Source organism: Roseococcus microcysteis, from assembly GCF_014764365.1.
GTDB classification, from domain to species: domain Bacteria; phylum Pseudomonadota; class Alphaproteobacteria; order Acetobacterales; family Acetobacteraceae; genus Roseococcus; species Roseococcus microcysteis.
The window spans coordinates 1,090,282-1,107,153 of record NZ_CP061718.1 but is presented as its reverse complement, the minus strand read 5'-3'; the positions used below and the strand labels follow the sequence as shown (position 1 = coordinate 1,107,153).

Here is a 16,872-nt window from a genome sequence, read left to right as displayed (position 1 = left end):
CCCTGCCTTGCGATTGCAGCCCAGGTAGTTTCAAATGCAACTGATGTCAAGCGAAGCGCCCGATTTCCGCCTGGAGGATTTCCTGCCCTACCGGCTGTCGGTGGCGGCCAACCGCGTCTCGCGCCGCTTCGCGGACCGCTATGGCGCGGCCTTCGGGCTGTCCATTCCGGAATGGCGGGTGATGGCGGTGCTGGGCCGCTTCGGCCGGCTGCCGGCGCGCGAGATCACGGCGCGCACGGCCATGGACAAGGTGAAGGTGAGCCGCGCGGTGCGGCAGCTGGAGGCGCGCGGCTTCCTGGAGCGCGCGGCCGATGCGGCCGATGCGCGGCTGCACTGGCTGGCATTGTCCAAGGCCGGACAGGGCGTCCATGGGGCCATCGTCCCCATGGCGCGCGAAATGGAGGCCGAGGTGGTGCAGGGCCTGACCGCCGAGGAATTGGCGGTGCTGCACGCGGCGCTGGGGCGGATCGCGGAGCGGTTTCCGGGGGAGGGGGTGGATTGACCAATATCACTTGAATCGGCGGGCGGAGCGCGTAGTCTCAACCTCAGGATGTGCTTTGGAAAGGCAAGGGCATTCATGGATCGTCGTCGACTCGCAACCCTTGCCATGGGGACGGCTCTCGCCACGCCCGCGCTCATCGGCCGCGCCGCAGCGCAATCCGGGACCGCCGCGGCGCCCCGCATGCAGACGCCGGGCTTCTTCCGCTTCCGGGTGGGCAGCTTCACCGTCACGACCTTGCTGGACGGGTTCTCGCCCTGGGTGGACCCCGCGACGAGCCTCGTCGTGAACGCCGACCGCGCGGCCGTGGAGGGGGCGCTGCGGGATGCCATGCTGCCGCCCGCACAGATCAACGACCTGTTCGCGCTGACGCTGCTGGAGACGCCGGCGGGCCTCACCCTCTTCGACAGCGGCACGGGGGGGCAGCTTGTTCCCACCGCCGGCATGCTGCCCGCGAGCCTCGCGGCGGCCGGCGTGGATCCCGCGCGCGTCGAGCGCGTCGTGCTGAGCCATTGCCACCTGGACCACATCACCGGTCTCACCACGCCCGACAACGTGGCGGTCTTTCCCAATGCGCGGATCCTGCTGCCCGAGGCGGAATGGAACTTCTGGACCGATGCGTCGAATGAGGCGCGCGTGCCGGATTACCAGCGCAACAACTTCGCCAACATCCCGCGACGTCTCGCCCCCTATCGCGGCCGGGTGGAGCGCTTCGCTCCGGGCGCCGAGATCCTGCCCGGGGTGCGCGCCGTGGCGGCGCCCGGCCACACGCCCGGCCACACGGTCTTCCACGTGGCGGAGGGTGCGGACCAGCTTTTCATCATGGGCGATACGGCCTCACGGCCGGAGCTTTTCCTGCGCCACCCGGAATGGCATCACAGCTATGACATCGACCCGGTGACGGCGTCCGCGACGCGCTTCCGCCTCTTCGACCGTATCGCCGCCGAGCGGGCGCGGATGACGGCCTACCATTTCCCCTTCCCGGCAAACGGGCATGTCCGGCGGGTCGGCGAAGGGTTCATCTTCGTGCCCGCGGATTGGAGCACCGCCCTCTAGAGCAATGTCCGGCCGGACGGCATGATCCGGTCCGACCACTTGCTTCAGAAACTGTAATGGCTGGAGCAGCCTTTTCCCATCTGGCGGAACCGCGCGCCGTTCCGCCAGACGGGACGCGGCTCCAGCCAGCGGCCGGCATCACGGAAGGGCAGGGGAGACCACATGGAAGACGTCGCGAAGAACAAGGCGCTGATCCGCTGGGTGTACGAGGAAGGCTTCAGCAACAACGACCTTGGCGTCATGGATGTGGCCTTTGGGGAAAGCTACATCTGCCGCTTCCCCGCGCTGGAGCCCATCGTGGGCCTCGAGGCCTGCAAGCGTGCGATCGGCGCCTTCCTCCGCGCCTTCCCGGCCACCTACCGCATCGAGCATCTGGTGGGGGAAGGCGACCGTGTGGTGGCGCGCTGGAATGCCCAGGGCGTCCATGCCGGCGATTTCCAGGACATGCTCGATCCTGGCCGGATCTATCCTGCCACTCACCTTCCGGTGCGGTTCAGCGCGACCGACATCTACCGGTTCGAGGGTGGGAAGATCGTGGAGGAGTGGAACAGCCTCGAGGAATTCGGCTTGCTCGCGCAGATTGGCGGGCTGGTCCGCCCTGGCTGAGCACCCCGGCAGGGGCCGCCACCTTCCTGGTCAGGCCCGCCGGTAGCGCGCCGCCGTCAGCGCATCCTCGCGCAGCGCGGCCGCCACGTCCCCATGCGGGTCCAGCGCCAGCACGCGGTCGAACCAGGGCACGGTGCCGCGCACGCGCCCCTGGAAGAGCATGTCCAGCGCCTTCGCCGCCTCGCCCCGGCCCAGGCAGCAGCCGCAGGCGGCGGCGTGGGGCGCCTCGCCAGGCTTGAAGGCGGTGATGGCCACCGCGCCATCGGGCGCGGCCTCGCCGCCCACCGTCAGCACGGCGGCGGGTTTCCCGCGCGAGAGGGCCAGCGCGAGGTTGTCCTCATTCGCCAGCAGGTGGACCGGGATTCGGGCGTCAATGGACCACGTCATGCGCTGGACATAAGGATATGTTTATGCCATTTGCAAGCCCATGGAAGACCTCCTCACGCAATTGCGCGCCGCGGCCGAGCCGACACGGCTGCGGCTGCTGGCCCTCTGCGCGCGGGGGGCCTTCAACGTGTCCGAGCTTTGCGCGGTGCTGGGGCAGTCGCAGCCGCGCCTTTCGCGCCACCTGAAGCTGCTGGCCGAGGCGAATTTGCTGGAGCGCCTGCCCGAGGGCCCGCATGTCTATTTCCAGCTTCCCGCCGGCGCCGACCTCGCCCGGCTGATCCTGGCCCGCCTGCCGGAGGACGAGCCCGTGCTCCAGGCCGACCGCCGCCAGGCCGCCCGCATCGCGGCGGAGCGGGCCCGCGCCGCCTCCGAGGCCTTCCGCCGCGACGGCATGGATTGGGATGAAATCCGCGCGCTCGGTCTCGATGCCGGCGCCATCGAGGCGGCGCTGCTCGATGCCCTGCCGCCCAGCGTGGAGCATCTGCTCGACATCGGCACCGGCACGGGCCGGCTGCTGGAATTGCTGGCCGACCGCGCGCGCCGGGCGCTGGGCGTGGATGCCAGCCGCGAGATGCTGGCGCTGGCCCGCGCGCGGCTGTCCGAACGCGGCCTGGCGGAGCGCTGCTCCGTGCGCCTGGCCGACATGTACCGCCTGCCGCTGGCCGATGCGCGCTTCGACGTGGTGACGCTGCAGATGGTGCTGCACTACGCCGAAGACCCCGCCGCTGCGCTGGCCGAGGCCGCGCGGGTGCTGGCGCCGGGGGGCAGCCTGCTGGTGCTGGACCTCGCCCCGCATGACCGCGCCGAGGTGCTGTCCCGCTTCGCCCATCGCTGGCCGGGCTTCGATGATGCCGCCATGGCCGGCTGGCTGGGCGGGGCGGGTTGCGCGCTGGCCGGCACCGCCCAACTCCCGGGTCCGCTCGAGGTGCGGCTGTGGTGCGCGACGCGCCTGCCGGCCCATGCCCTCGCCGTTGCCTGAATCTTCACACCGACACCAGAGAACTCTGACACATGGCCTCCAGACCGCACCTCCTCGATGCCCTGCGCGACCGCGTCCTGCTCTGCGATGGCGGCATGGGCAGCCGCGTGCAGGCGCTGACGCTCGATATCGTGAAGGATTTCTGGGACAAGGAGAATTGCACGGAGGTGCTGTCCCTCTCGCGGCCCGAGCTCATCCGCGAGATCCATCGTGGCTACTACGAGGCCGGCGCCGACATGGTGCTGACCAACACCTTCGGCGGCAGCCCCATCACGCTGGAGGAATTCGAACTCGGCGATCGCGCCTTCGAGATCAACAAGGTGGGCGTGGAGCTGGCGCGCGAGGCGGCGGAGAGCTTCGCCGATGGTCGCCACCGCTGGGTGGTGGGAGATATCGGACCCGGCACGAAGCTGCCGAGCCTGGGGCACGTCACCTATGACGCGCTGGAGGCGGCGCTGACCGAGCAATGCCTCGGCCTCATCGCCGGCGGGGCGGACGCGATCCTGACCGAGACGAACCAGGACACGCTCTACATCAAGGCCGCCGTCAACGCGGCCAAGATCGCGAAGGCGAAGACCAAGTCCGACATCCCCATCTTCGTGCAGGTGACGGTGGAGACGACGGGCACGCTGCTGGTGGGCCCCGACATCGCGGCCGCCGCGGCCGTGATCCATTCGCTGGACGTGCCGCTGATCGGCCTGAACTGCGCGACCGGCCCGCAGGAGATGGCGGAGCATGTGCGCTGGCTCAGCCAGAACTGGCCCGGCCTGCTGAGCGTGCAGCCCAATGCGGGCCTGCCCGAGCTGGTGGACGGCAAGACGCACTACCCGCTGGGCGCCGAGGAGATGGCGACCTGGATGGAGCGCTTCGTCGTGGAGGACGGCTTCAACCTCATCGGCGGCTGCTGCGGCACCTCCACGCCGCACATCGCGGCGCAGGACGCGATGCTGCGCCGGCTGGGCGGGGACAAGCACCGCCCCGCGCCCGTGAAGCGCAAGTATCACTGGGTGCCGAGCGTGGCCTCGCTCTACTCTTCCGTCTCGCTGCGGCAAGAGAACAGCTACTTCTCCATCGGCGAGCGCTGCAACGCCAACGGTTCCAAGGCTTGGCGCGAGCGTCAGGCGGCGCATGACTGGGACGGGTGCCTGGCGATCGGGCGCGAGCAGGTGGCCGAGGGCTCCAACTCGCTCGACATCTGCACGGCCTTCGTGGGCCGCGACGAGATGGCGGAGATGAGCGAGGTCATCACCCGCTTCACCTCCAGCGTGAACGCGCCGCTGGTGATCGACAGCACCGAGACGAATGTCATCGAGGCCTCGCTGAAGCTGCATGGCGGTAAGCCCATCATCAACTCGATCAACTTCGAGGAAGGCGAGGGCGCGGCGCATGACCGCATGAAGCTCGCCAAGAAGTTCGGCGCGGCCGTCATCGCGCTGACGATTGACGAAGTCGGCATGGCCAAGACGGCGGAGGACAAGCTGCGCATCGCCGAGCGGCTGGTGGATTTCGCCTGCACGCAATACGGCCTGCCGCAATCCGATCTGATGATCGATCCGCTGACCTTCACCATCGCGACCGGCAACGAGGATGACCGCAAGCTCGGCGTCTGGACGCTGGATGGCATCCGGATGATCCGGGAGAAGTTCCCGGACATCCAGATCATCCTGGGCCTGTCCAACATCTCCTTCGGCCTGAACCCGGCCGCGCGGCATGTGCTGAACAGCGTGTTCCTCGACCATGCCGTGAAGGCCGGCATGACGGGGGCGATCGTGCATGTCTCCAAGATCAAGCCCCTGCACCAGATCCCGCCGGAGGAGGTGCAGGTGATGGAGGATCTGATCTACGACCGCCGGCGCGAGGGATATGACCCCCTGCAGAAGGTCCTGGAGATGTTCTCCGGCCGCAAGGCCGCGGACAATGTGGCCAAGGTGAAGGCCGCCACCGTGCAGGGTCGCCTCAAGGACCGCATCGTGGATGGCGACCGCAAGGGGCTGGAGGACGAGCTTGCCGCCGCAATGGCGGAAGGCATGACGCCGCTCGCCATCATCAACGACGTGCTGCTGGACGGCATGAAGGTGGTGGGGGAACTGTTCGGCGCCGGCAAGATGCAGCTGCCCTTCGTGCTGCAATCGGCGGAGACGATGAAGGCGGCGGTGGCTTACCTCGAACCGCACATGGAGCGCGTGGAGGGCCAGGAGAAGGGCATCATCGTGCTGGGCACCGTGCGCGGCGACGTGCACGACATCGGCAAGAACCTGGTGGACATCATCCTCACCAACAACGGCTACAAGGTGGTGAACCTCGGCATCAAGGTGCCCTTGCAGCAGATCGTGGACGCGGCGCGGGAGCACAAGGCGCATGCCATCGGCATGTCCGGGCTGCTGGTGAAGTCCACCGTCGTGATGCGCGAGAACCTGGAGGAGATGTCCCGCCAGGGCGTGGACATCCCCGTGCTGCTGGGCGGCGCGGCGCTGACACGCAACTATGTCGAGGAGGACTGCGTGCAGGCCTATGCGAGCGGCCGCGTCGTCTATGCGCGTGACGCCTTCGACGGCCTGCACCTGATGGACAAGGTGATGGGCAACGACTTCGACGGCTATCTGGGCGCCATCCAGCAGAAGCGCTCGGGCAAGTCGAAGAACGAGAAGCGCACGCTCGGCACCGCCGACCCGCGCGGCTTCGCCCCCGTGGACCTGGCCTATGCCCAGGCCCGCCGCCGGCGCGAGACCGCCGGCCTGCCCGTGCCCACGCCGCCCTTCTGGGGCGCGCGCCTCATGGAGGCGGACCCCAAGGCGCTGGTGCCCTTCATCAACGAACGCAGCCTGTATCAGTTCCAGTGGGGCTTCCGGAAAGCCGGCCGCAGCCTGGAGGATTTCCTGGGCTGGGCGAAGCAGGAGCTGCGCCCGGTGCTCAAGCGCATGCTGGCGCTGGCGCAGGAACAGGACATCCTCAAGCCCCAGGCCATCTACGGCTATTGGAAGTGCGCGGGGCAGGGCAATGAGCTGATCCTCTTCGAGGAGGACGGCACCACCGAGGCCGCCCGCTTCCACCTTCCGCGACAACCGAAGGATGACGGGGATTGCATCGCCGACTTCGTCCGCGACGTGGACGATGCCGAGCGCGACGTGATCGGCCTGCAGGTGGTGACGGTGGGCCAGAAGGCTTCCGACATGGCGCGGGAGTGGTTCGACGGGAACCGCTACCAGGACTACCTCTACCTCCACGGTCTCTCGGTCGAGATGGCGGAGGCGCTGGCGGAATACGTCCACAAGCGCATCCGCGCCGAGCTGGGCTTCGCCGGCGAGGATGCGCGCGACATGGAGAAGATGCTCGCCCAGGGCTATCGCGGCGGGCGTTATTCCTTCGGCTATCCGGCCTGCCCGCGGCTGGAGGACCAGGTGCCGCTGCTGAAGCTGCTCCAGGCGGAACGTATCGGCGTCGAGATCAGCGACGAGTGGCAGCTCCACCCCGAGCAGAGCACCAGCGCCATCGTCCTGCACCACCCGCGGGCGAAATACTTCACGGTGTGATGGTGCTACCTGCCGGGGGCCATCATGCCCCTTGGCCCGGAACCCCCTGCTGGGGCATTGTCGCGCGGTTGCACCGCGCCCCTTCTGGCACGCGCGTTTGTAACCTTTGGTTGCGTTCGGGCGATGAGAGAGGTGGTGGAATGGGGCGACGGATGCGAATGGCGGCCCTGGCGGTCCTGGTCTCGCTGGGCTTCGCCATGATCGCCGCCGCTTCGCCCGCCGCGGCGCAGCCGGCCGGCACGGCGGCCACGCCCGGCACCGTGCATCTGCGCGTGGTGGGCGGGCTGGCCAGCATCAGCCAGTATGTTCGCTTCGAGAAACCCTTCTGGGAACAGAGGATCCAGGCCCTCTCGGGCGGGCGGATCACCGCGCAGATCGCCCCCTTCGACGAGAGCGGGCTGCGCGCGCCCGAATTGCTGGCCATGCTCCGCCTCGGCGTCGTGCCCTTCGGCACCGTGCTGCTGGGCGCGGCCGCGGCGGATGAGCCCGAGTTCAACGTGCTGGACCTGCCGGCGCTGAGCCCCGACTTCGCCACGCTGCGCCGCAACGTGGCGCGGGTGCGGCCCTATGTGGAAGCCCTCCTGCGCGACCGGCACAATGTCGAGGTGCTGGGCCTCTACACCTACCCCGCCCAGGTCCTGTTCTGCCGCCGGCCCTTCAACGGGCTGGGCGACCTGCGGGGGCGGCGCATCCGCACCTCGGGCGTCGCGCAGTCGGAACTGGTGGAGGCGCTGGGCGCCACCCCCGTCGTGATCCCCTTCGCCGAGATCGTTCCCGCGGTCCGCAACAACCTCGTGGAATGCGCCATCACGGGCACCCTTTCGGGCAATGCCATCGGGCTGCACGAGGTGACGGGGCATGTCCACGCCATGGCCATCTCCTGGGGGCTCTCGGCCTTCGGCGCCTCGCGCGGGGCCTGGGCCGCCCTGCCGCCCGACATCCAGGCGCTGCTGCGCGAGGCGGTGGCGGGCTTGGAGCGCGACATCTGGGACGGCGCCGACCGCGAGACGGGCGAGGGCCTGGCCTGCAATGCGGGCCGCCCGGGCTGCGAGCGCGGCACGCCGGGCCGCATGCAGATCGTCCCCGTCTCGCCCGCGGACACGGCGCTGCGCGACCGCCTGCTGCGCGAGACGGTGGTGCCGCGCTGGATCAGCCGTTGCGGCGATGACTGCGCCGAGGTCTGGAACCGCCATCTCGCACCCGTGACCGGCTTCCGCGCCGTGGGCGAGTGAATGCAGACCGGCCGCCTTCTGCGCGCCGCGGTGGTCGCGGCGGGCCTCATCATCCTGCTGGCCCAGATCGCGGCCAACCTGCTGCTGACCGAGCGTGCGCATCGCAGCGCGCTCGACAACGCCGAGGAGACCGTGACCCGCGTGGCGCGCTCGGTCGAGGCGACGATGAACCGCGCCTTCCTGCAGGTGGACAGCCTCCTGCTCGGCCTGCCCACGCTGCTTGGCCCCTTCGAAGGCTGGGGGCCCGGGGGCAGCTTCGACCGCGCCGCGGCGGGGCGGCTGCTACGGGAGCTGAACAACCAGAACCTGACCGTCCGCGACATCCTGCTGGTGGGGCCAGGCGGGCCGGAGGTCTCGGGCCTGACCGTCTCGCGCCGCCGCGCCCTGCCCATAGACCTGACGCGGGACCTTCGCCCCGCGGGGCTTCCGGGGGCGGGGCTGCAACTGGCCGGGCCGGTGCGGAACCCGGGCACGGGCGAATGGTCTCTCTTCTTCGCGCGGAACGTCAACATCCAGGGCCTGGGGGCGATGATGGCCGTGGCGGAGATGCCGGTCGCCGTCGTCACCGGCCTGCTGGGCGCGGGCGGGGAGCCCGAGGGGCTGCGCGTCAGCCTCGAGATGCGCGACGGCACCTTGCTGGCCACCCTGCCGCCCGATGAGACGCGCATGGGCCAGCGCCTGGACCGCGCCGCGGGGCAGGGGCTGGTCAGCGTCTCGCGCTTCGACGGCACGGCGGTGATCGGGGTCGAACGGCCCACGCTCTACCCTTCGCTCGCCATCAGTGTTTCGCTCGACCGCGATGTGGCGCTCGCCGCGTGGCGGGTCCAGCGCGACCGTGCGGCGGTGGTGGCGACGGCGCTGACGCTGCTGGTGCTGGCGGTGGTGGCCGCCATGCTGGTGGCGCTGCGCCAGCGCGCGCGCGTGGACGAGGAGCGCCTGCGCTGGCGCCGCACGCTGGAGAACGCGCTGGAGAGCATGACCGACGGCTTCGTCATGTTCGACGCCGAGGACCGCCTGGTCATCTGCAACCAGCGCTACCGTGAATTCTACGCCGAGAGCGCGCCCTTCATCGAGGAGGGCGCCTTCTTCGACGACATCATTCGCGGCGGCATCGCCAACGGGCAGTACCCGCAGTTCGAGGGCGACGTGGACGGCTTCATCGCCGAGCTGAAGGTCTGGCGCCGCTCGGGCGGCGCGCCGATCGAGCGGCTGCTGCCCGATGGCCGGTGGATCCTGATCACGGAACGCCCCACCCCCGATGGCGGCACGGTGGGCATCCGCACCGACATCACCGCGCTGAAGGAGGCCGTGCGCGAGGTCGAGGCCGCGGCCGAGGCCAAGAGCATGTTCCTGGCCCGCATGTCGCATGAGCTCCGCACGCCGCTGAACGCCATCCTGGGCTTCGCCGGGCTGTTGCTGTCGGACCGCACCATGACGCCCGCCCATTACGAGCAGCTGCGCCTGCTGCACGAGGCGGGGTCCCATGTGCGGGAGCTGGTGAACGGGTTGCTGGACCTCGCCAAGATCAATGCCGGCAAGCTGGAGCTGGAACAGGCGCCGCTCGCGCTCACGCCGCTCCTGGAGGGGTGCCTGGGCTTCCTCAGCCCGGATGCGCGGCGCAAGCAGATCACGCTGCGCATGGTGGCCGACCCGGACCTGCCGGCGGGCGTGCTGGGAGATGCGACCCGGCTGCGGCAGATGATCCTGAACCTGCTGTCCAACGCGGTGAAGTTCACCCCCGTGGGCGGGCGGGTGGAGCTGCGGGTGCGCCCCATCTCGGGCGGCATCCGCGTCGAGGTGCAGGACAGCGGCCCGGGCGTGCCGCGTGAGAAGCGCCATCTGCTGTTCCAGGACTTCACCCAGCTGGGTGAGCTGGGCGATCCCGAGAGCCCGGGAACGGGCCTCGGCCTTGCCATCACCGCGCGGCTGGTGGCGCTCATGCAGGGGAGGATCGGCGTGGAGAGTGAACCAGGCCAGGGGGCGATGTTCTGGGTGGAGGTGCCGCTCGCCGAGGCGACCCCCCGCGCGAGCCGGCGCAGCCGGGCATGGCCGGCGGCGCGGTGCGGCCGCTGCGCCTTCTGGTGGCGGACGACATCGCGCCCAACCGCCTGCTGATGCGCGCCCTGCTGGGCGCGGCCGGCCATGAGGTGACGGTGGTGACGGATGGTGCCGAGGCGCTGGCCGCCGTCCAGTCCCAGCCTTTCGACGCGGTGCTGATGGATGTGCGGATGCCCGGCATGGACGGGCTGGAGGCCACGCGGCGCCTGCGCGCCCTGCCGGGGCCCGAGGCCCGCCTGCCCGTGATCGCGGTGACGGCCTCGGCCTTGCCGGAGGAGATCGCGGAATGCCGCGCCGCGGGCATGGACACGCATGTGGCCAAGCCCGTGGACCGGGCGGTGCTGCTGGCGTTGCTCGCGCGCATCACCGCCGGGCCCGAGGCCCCGCCCGCCGAGGCCGTCCCGCCCGACCCCGTGGCCGCGCTGCGCGCCGAGCTGGGCGAGGCGGCGCTTCCCCTGCTGCACGGCTTCATGGACGAACTGGACGAGGTGGCGGCCGCGCTGGAGGTGCCGGGCGTGTCGGGCCAGATCCTGAACGCGCTCATCCATCGCGGCCAGGGCGCCGCCGCCAGCCTGGGCGACCGGCCCGTGATCGCGGCGCTGGAAGCCGCCCAGCGCCGCCTGCGCGAGGGCGAGGCCGCCCCCGCCGTCCTGGCCGGGCTGCGTCCCGCCCTGCGCGCCGAGTTGCCGCGGCTGCGCGCCGCGCTGGAGAAGGCGCTGGGGCCTTCCGCGGTGGCGAAGTAGGGCGGGCCGGACGCTACCGGTCCACTTCCTCCACGCTGAGCCCGAAGGCGGCCACGCCCTCGGCCAGCAGGTCGCCCAGGCCTTCCATGCCGGCCAGGTAGGCGCTGGCCGAGCCGGCCGCGTTGCGCTCGGTCGCGAGCTTCAGGGCCTCGTTCCACTCTTCCGGCTCATGGTCGCCGCGGCCCACCCAGGCCAGCGCGATCAGCGCCACCTGCTGCTCCTCGTTCAGCTCATCGAGGTAGTCGGTCAGCATTTCCTCGGTGATCTCGTCCTCGAGGTCGTCGTCCAGCTCCTCGTCGTCATCGGCGCGGCCGGCCTCGGCCTCCTCGGCTTCCTGGACGGCGCGGGCCAGGTCCACCACCGTGGCCACCACCTCGAGGCTGATGCCCAGGTCCACCTCGCCGTCTTCGTTCTCTTCGACTGCCATGCTAAGTCTTCCTCGTCCGCGTTACGGGCGTCTTGTGCGCCCGGTGTGCCACCCATGGGGCCACGCATCCGGTTGCTCCGGGGAGGGGGCGTGCATGTCCGCCACCCCTGGCCCCGAACTTCCGGCGCATGTCGTCATCTGGGCCTACCGCCTCATTCTAGGCCGTGATGCCGAGAGCAAGGAAGTCATTCGGCAATGGCAGTCGCTGGGCGATGCGCCAGCGCTGGTGCGACATTTCATGGACAGCGCCGAATTCCGCCAGACCCGTGCCGGCCGCGGCCTGGCGCCCGAGAGCTTGGTGCCGCCCGACGCGGAGGCGCTCGATGCCTGGCACTGGCTGCGCCATGGACGGCCGGCGCCCCGGGAGACGGGGCCCGTGCCCCCCTTCCTCACCCTGCGCGAGGCGCTGCTGCATGGCTGGGACACGCTGCCGGAGGTCCCGCCCGATGCGGTGCTGGTGGAGGTGGATGGCAGGCCGCATTGGGTGCGCGGCATCGCGGGCGACCCCTATCTGCGAAACGCGCCGAACGAGGCGGCCATGCTGCAGCGCCTCGTCCGGCTCACGCGCGCCCTGCTGCCCGATGGCGGCGAGGGCGCGGTGCTGCTCGATGGCGGGGCGAATCTGGGGCTGAGCGCGCTGGCCATGGCGGCCGGCGCGCCGCGCCACGCCCGGCTGCTCGCCATCGAGCCCAATCCGCGGCTGAGTGCCCTTCTGCGGGACAATTTGGCCCGGAATGGGCTGGCGCGCGCCGAGGTCCATCAGGCCGCGCTGGTGGCCACCCCGGGCGAGGTGCTGCTGCACGACCCCGCGAGTGCGTCGGTGGCCTTCGTGACCGCGGCCGAGAATGGCGTGGGCAGCGGCGCGCGGCATGTCGTCCCGGGGCTGACGCTGGACGAACTCGCGCGGCCTCTGGCGCGCCTGGACCTCGTGAAGCTGGACATCGAGGGCTCGGAGACCCAGGCCATCAAGGGCGGTCTCCGGAGCCTGCGGCGCCTGCGCACGGCCGTCTATGTGGAGCTGAACATCTGGACGCAGCTGCGCTTCGCCGGCGTCAACCCGCTGCGCGTGATCGAGACATGGGCGAAGTGGTTCCCGCATGTCGTGCACTTCACCGAGGCCGGCCCGCGCCCCGTCGAGGGCGTGCATGCGCGGAGCAAGATGGTGCACGATATCCTGATGTCGCCGGGTCGGCATGACGACATCGTGCTGTGCTTCGACCTCGACTGGGTGAAGCGCTGGGTCTGAGGCCTTGGAGCGGGATGCGTTGAGGTGGAATCACCGAAAACGCTGAATCCCGCTCTCAACAAAGGTGAGAGCAGGCTGCGTGAACGCATGTGAACGCAGCATGCTCTAGGCCGCCCAGTCGGGCGCGAAGTCGGGGTTCACGAGGCGCCGCCCCTTGGGCAGGGCGTCCAGCGCCGCGATGTCGGCCGCCGAGAGCGTCACGTCCAGCGCGCCCAGGTTCTCCTTCTGGCGCGCGGCGCTGGCCGCCTTGGGAATGGCCGAGACATCGCCCTTGGCGAGGAGATAGGCCAGCGCCACCTGCGCGGGCGTCACCCCATGCCGGGCGGCGATGGAGGCGATCTCAGGCCCTTCCGCGGCCTTTCCCTTGCCCAGAGGCGTGTAGCTGGTCAGCACCATGCCGGCCGGGCCGGTGATGGCCAGCAGCGCCGACTGGTCCAGCAGGACATGGTGCTCCACCTGCAGGCAGGCCAGCGGCGTGATCTTGAGGTTCAGCGCCTGGCGCAGCAGGCCGGGCGGGAAGTTGGAGACGCCCACCGCACGCGCCTGCCCGCCCTGGCGCAGCGCCTCCAGCGCCTCCAGCACCGAGGGGAGGTTAAGCTGCGGCGAGGGCCAATGGACCAGCAGCAGGTCCACATAGGGCGTGGCGAGGCGGTCGAGGCAGGCCAGCGCGGCTTCGCGGAAGCGCGGCCCGTCGGGCTTGTCGAACCAGACCTTGGTGGTGAGGAAGATGTCCCCGCGCGCGACGCCGCTGGCGCGGATCGCGGCCCCCACCTCCACTTCGTTGCCATACATCTCGGCCGTGTCCACATGGCGGTAGCCGAGGCCGAGTGCGGATTCCACCGCCGCCTGGCCTTCGGCGCCCTTCAACGGCCAGGTGCCGAGGCCGAGGCGCGGCATGGACATGTGCGGGGTGGTGATGACGGGGCTCTGGCCCATGCGGCGTCGCTCCTGGTGGCGCGTGATCGGCAGCGGCGAATCAGGCGGGGAGGGGAAATCCTAGCGCTTGGAGAGGTCAATCAAGCCGGCGAAACCCGTCTCCGTGCCGAAGGCGAGGTGGGTCCCGGTGGCGTTCCAGGCCAATGCCGAGACGCCGCCATGCCCGGGCGGGGCCAGCGGCAGCACCCGGCCCGAACCGACCTCGGCCAGAAGCACCAGCCCGTCCTCGAAGCCCGCCGCCACCATCTCGTGCTGCGGGTGGCAGGCCACGCGCGTGCACATCACCTGGTCGCCGCCGGCGAGTTCGGTGGGCGCCTTGCCCATGGGCCCGCCGCCGAAGAAGGGCCAGAGCACCACGGCCTCGGCCCCGCTGGTGGCGAGCCACTTCCCCTTGGCGCTGAAGCTGAGGCTGTGCGTCTTGGTGGGGTAGCCCGACATGCGCATGTGCTGGCCATCGGCGAGGCGCCAGCCATGCAGCGACATCTCCTGCATGGCGGTGACGACATGGGTGCCGTCCGGGCTGAAGGCGATGGCGTGGTGGCTGCCCTTCCATTCGAGCACGCGCGGCTTGTCCTCCTTCGCGTTCACGAACCAGAGGGAGGCGCCGTTGTAGTGGCTGACGGCGAGGCGCTTGCCCTTGGCGTCGAAGCACAGCCCGCCCACGGTGGAGGGATGGGCCAGCGACTTCACCGCCTCGCCCTTCGCGTCCAGCACATGCACGGCCTTGGCGACGGAGGCGGCGCGGAAGCCCCCTTCATGGGCGGCCACATGCTCCACCCATTTCCGGCCGAAGCGGGCGAGTTCGGTGGCGGTGCCGTCGGGGGCCACCTGCATCAGCCGGCCATCATCGCCGCCTGTCAGCACGCCCTCGCGGATGTCGGCGCAGAGGTCGAGACAGGCGCCCTCATGCGCCGCCACACTTCGCCATTCGGCGCCGGCGGCGGTCGTCATGTGGACGCTGCCATCGCCCAGGCCGAAGGCGAGGCTGCGCCCCTCGCGGCCGAAGGCGATGCCGACCACCCAGGCGCCCAGCTCCCGCGAGACGCCGCGGCTGTCGAGCAGATAGGCGATATCCTCGTCCTGCATCAGGCCGGGACCTGGCAGGCCTCGAAGCCGCGGCGCAGCTGGGGCCGGTTCAGGTCCCGCCCGATGAAGACGATCTTGGAGCGGCGGGGGTCGCCTTCCTTCCAGGGCGAGATGTAGTCGCCATCCGCGATCATGTGGACGGCCTGGAAGGCGAAGCGACGGTCCTCGCCGGGATAGGCCAGGATGCCCTTGGTCCGCAGCAGGTCCTGGCCCTTGGCGGCGAGAAGGTCCGTCATCCAGGTGTTGAACTTCTCGGGGTCGATGGGGCGCTCCACCTCGAAGCTGACGGAGTTCACCTCGCTGTCGTGCTCGTGGTCGTCCTCGCCCGAGAGGAAGTCGGGTTCGCGGGCCAGGATGCGTTCCAGGTTGAAGGCGTCGCGGCCGATGACGCTGCCGATGTCCACGTTGGACTTGGTGCTGCGGACCAGCTCAGCCATGGGGTTGATGGCGCGGATCTTCGCCTCGACCGCCTTGGCCTCCTCCTCCGATACGAGGTCCATCTTGTTGAGCAGGATGAGGTCGGCGAAGGCGATCTGCTCCTCGGCTTCCTTGCTGTCGTTCAGGCGGGCGGAGAGGTGCTTGGCGTCCACCACGGTCACGATGGAATCCAGACGCGTGGCCTTCTTCACATCCTCATCCACGAAGAAGGTCTGGGCGACGGGGGCGGGGTCGGCGAGGCCCGTGGTTTCCAGGATGATGCCGTCAAACTTGTCGCGCCGCTTCATCAGGCCCGAGAGGATGCGGATCATGTCGCCGCGGACGGTGCAGCAGATGCAGCCGTTGTTCATCTCGAACACTTCCTCGTCGGCATCCACGACGAGGTCATTGTCCACCCCCAGCTCCCCGAACTCGTTGATGATCACGGCGAATTTCTTGCCGTGGTTTTCGGTGAGGATGCGGTTCAGCAGGGTGGTCTTGCCGGCGCCGAGATAGCCGGTGAGCACGGTGACGGGGACGGGCGCGCGGGTGGCTTCGCTCATGAGGGGTCCTCCAGGGACGGAAATCATTGTCCCAAGAGATGGACCGGGCGGGGGGCGGTGAAAACCCCCCGCCGCCACGGGCGCCATGAGGGCTCAGTAATACTTGAGGTCCCGCGCCTTCCCGCCGAACACCCGCCACACATAGAAGGTGTAGAGAAAGATCATCGGCAGCACCGCCGCCGCGCCGAACAGGATGATCAGCAGCGATTCCGGTGCCGAGGCCGCCTCGAAGATCGTCACCTGCTCGGGCACCACATAGGGCCAGAAGGAATAGGCCAGCCCCTGGAAGCACAGCACGAAGATGGCGGCGGTGGCGGCGAAGGGCACCCAATCCAGGCTGTGGTCCACGCGGGGGAAGCGGCGCAGGAAGATGTGCAGCACCAGGAACAGCGCGCCGGTGGCCAGCGGGATGGGCGCCAGCATCAGCGCCTCGGGCATGGAGAACCAGCGCTCGAAGATGCGGGGGGAGGCCAGCGGGGTCGCGGCACTCACCACCAGCACGCCCGCCCAGGTGGCATAGAGCGCCCCCCGCGCCCAACGCGCGGCGCGCAGCTGCAACTCGCCCTCGGCCCGCCAGACCAGCCAGCAGGCGCCGACCAGCGTGTAGCCCGCCACCGTGAAGACCCCCACCAGCAGCGAGAAGGCGAAGGCGGCCCAGGAGGGGTCGAAGCCCAGGATGTAGCTGCCCAGCATCCAGCCCTGGCTGAAGGCGGCCATGATGGAGCCCAGCTGGAAGGCCACATCCCATTTGGGCTTTTGCGGCTCGGGCGCCTTGGCGCGGAACTCGAAGGCCACCCCGCGCAGGATCAGGCCGGCCAGCATCAGCGCCACGGGGATGTAGAGCGCCGTCAGGATCATGCCATGGGCCACGGGGAAGGCCACCAGCAGCAGCCCCACGCCCAGCACCAGCCAGGTCTCGTTCGCGTCCCAGAAGGGGCCGATGGAGGCGATCATCCTGTCGCGCTGCGCCTCCTCGCCGGTGGCGCGCAGCAGCACGCCCACGCCGAGGTCATAGCCGTCCAGGATGGCGTAGAGCAGCATCGCGACGGCCATCAGCACCGCGAAGGTGATGGGCAGCCAGGCGCCGTCGGGGAGGGTTTCCATGGG

At 70.0% G+C, this 16,872-nt stretch carries 15 protein-coding genes; 9 read left to right on the top strand and 6 right to left on the bottom strand.

Annotation, left to right across the window (positions count from 1 at the left end; translation table 11 throughout):
• Positions 1-43: 43 nt before the first annotated feature.
• From ICW72_RS05220 to ICW72_RS05210, 3 genes are all read left to right on the top strand, one after another.
• Positions 44-502: a MarR family winged helix-turn-helix transcriptional regulator gene (locus ICW72_RS05220; RefSeq protein WP_223880841.1), complete on the top strand. Its 459-nt coding sequence runs from the start codon at positions 44-46 to the stop codon at positions 500-502.
• A 105-nt stretch (positions 503-607) separates the two neighbouring features.
• On the top strand, positions 608-1,555 hold the full coding sequence (locus ICW72_RS05215) for an MBL fold metallo-hydrolase (RefSeq protein ID WP_223880840.1): 948 nt from the start codon (positions 608-610) through the stop codon (positions 1,553-1,555).
• Between the two features lie 162 nt (positions 1,556-1,717).
• A complete protein-coding gene (locus ICW72_RS05210; protein WP_191085250.1) occupies positions 1,718-2,161 on the top strand; it encodes an ester cyclase in 444 nt (147 codons plus the stop codon).
• Positions 2,162-2,191: 30 nt separating this feature from the next.
• Here the strand turns inward: ICW72_RS05210 and ICW72_RS05205 are convergent, their stop codons facing one another.
• A complete protein-coding gene (locus tag ICW72_RS05205; protein WP_191085249.1) occupies positions 2,192-2,548 on the bottom strand; it encodes a hypothetical protein in 357 nt (118 codons plus the stop codon).
• Positions 2,549-2,588: 40 nt separating this feature from the next.
• Between ICW72_RS05205 and ICW72_RS05200 the strand changes: the two genes are divergently transcribed.
• The 5 genes from ICW72_RS05200 to ICW72_RS05180 all read left to right on the top strand — a co-directional run bounded on the left by ICW72_RS05200 (position 2,589) and on the right by ICW72_RS05180 (position 11,090).
• Positions 2,589-3,527, top strand: coding sequence for an ArsR/SmtB family transcription factor (locus ICW72_RS05200; RefSeq protein ID WP_191085248.1), 939 nt, complete (start codon positions 2,589-2,591; stop codon positions 3,525-3,527).
• Positions 3,528-3,559: 32 nt separating this feature from the next.
• Positions 3,560-7,057, top strand: coding sequence for a methionine synthase (gene metH / locus ICW72_RS05195; protein WP_191085247.1), 3,498 nt, complete (start codon positions 3,560-3,562; stop codon positions 7,055-7,057).
• A gap of 152 nt (positions 7,058-7,209) precedes the next feature.
• A complete protein-coding gene (locus tag ICW72_RS05190) occupies positions 7,210-8,289 on the top strand; it encodes a TRAP transporter substrate-binding protein (RefSeq protein WP_223880839.1) in 1,080 nt (359 codons plus the stop codon).
• The gene (locus ICW72_RS05185) at positions 8,290-10,404 is read left to right on the top strand and encodes a sensor histidine kinase (protein ID WP_191085246.1); all 2,115 of its coding nucleotides are present in this window, start codon (positions 8,290-8,292) and stop codon (positions 10,402-10,404) included. It abuts the gene before it with no gap.
• The gene (locus ICW72_RS05180; protein ID WP_191085245.1) at positions 10,335-11,090 is read left to right on the top strand and encodes a response regulator; all 756 of its coding nucleotides are present in this window, start codon (positions 10,335-10,337) and stop codon (positions 11,088-11,090) included. The genes ICW72_RS05185 and ICW72_RS05180 overlap by 70 nt, the downstream gene beginning before the upstream one ends.
• A 13-nt stretch (positions 11,091-11,103) precedes the next feature.
• Here the strand turns inward: ICW72_RS05180 and ICW72_RS05175 are convergent, their stop codons facing one another.
• Positions 11,104-11,517, bottom strand: coding sequence for a DUF3775 domain-containing protein (locus ICW72_RS05175; RefSeq protein ID WP_191085244.1), 414 nt, complete (start codon positions 11,515-11,517; stop codon positions 11,104-11,106).
• 94 nt (positions 11,518-11,611) lie between these two features.
• On the opposite strand from ICW72_RS05175, the gene ICW72_RS05170 reads away from it, so the two are divergent.
• A complete protein-coding gene (locus ICW72_RS05170) occupies positions 11,612-12,763 on the top strand; it encodes an FkbM family methyltransferase (protein ID WP_191085243.1) in 1,152 nt (383 codons plus the stop codon).
• 105 nt (positions 12,764-12,868) lie between these two features.
• Here the strand turns inward: ICW72_RS05170 and ICW72_RS05165 are convergent, their stop codons facing one another.
• From ICW72_RS05165 to ICW72_RS05150, 4 genes are all read right to left on the bottom strand, one after another.
• Positions 12,869-13,699 carry an aldo/keto reductase gene (locus ICW72_RS05165; RefSeq protein ID WP_191085242.1) on the bottom strand — a complete coding sequence of 277 codons (831 nt, stop codon included), beginning with the start codon at positions 13,697-13,699 and terminating at the stop codon, positions 12,869-12,871.
• 60 nt (positions 13,700-13,759) lie between these two features.
• A complete protein-coding gene (locus ICW72_RS05160) occupies positions 13,760-14,785 on the bottom strand; it encodes a WD40 repeat domain-containing protein (RefSeq protein WP_191085241.1) in 1,026 nt (341 codons plus the stop codon).
• Positions 14,785-15,765 (bottom strand): CobW family GTP-binding protein, encoded by a 981-nt coding sequence (locus ICW72_RS05155; protein ID WP_191085240.1) that lies wholly within the window; start codon positions 15,763-15,765, stop codon positions 14,785-14,787. Before ICW72_RS05155 ends, ICW72_RS05160 begins: the two co-directional genes overlap by 1 nt.
• 93 nt (positions 15,766-15,858) lie before the next feature.
• Positions 15,859-16,869: a cytochrome d ubiquinol oxidase subunit II gene (locus ICW72_RS05150; RefSeq protein ID WP_191085239.1), complete on the bottom strand. Its 1,011-nt coding sequence runs from the start codon at positions 16,867-16,869 to the stop codon at positions 15,859-15,861.
• Between the last annotated feature and the right edge of the window lie 3 nt (positions 16,870-16,872).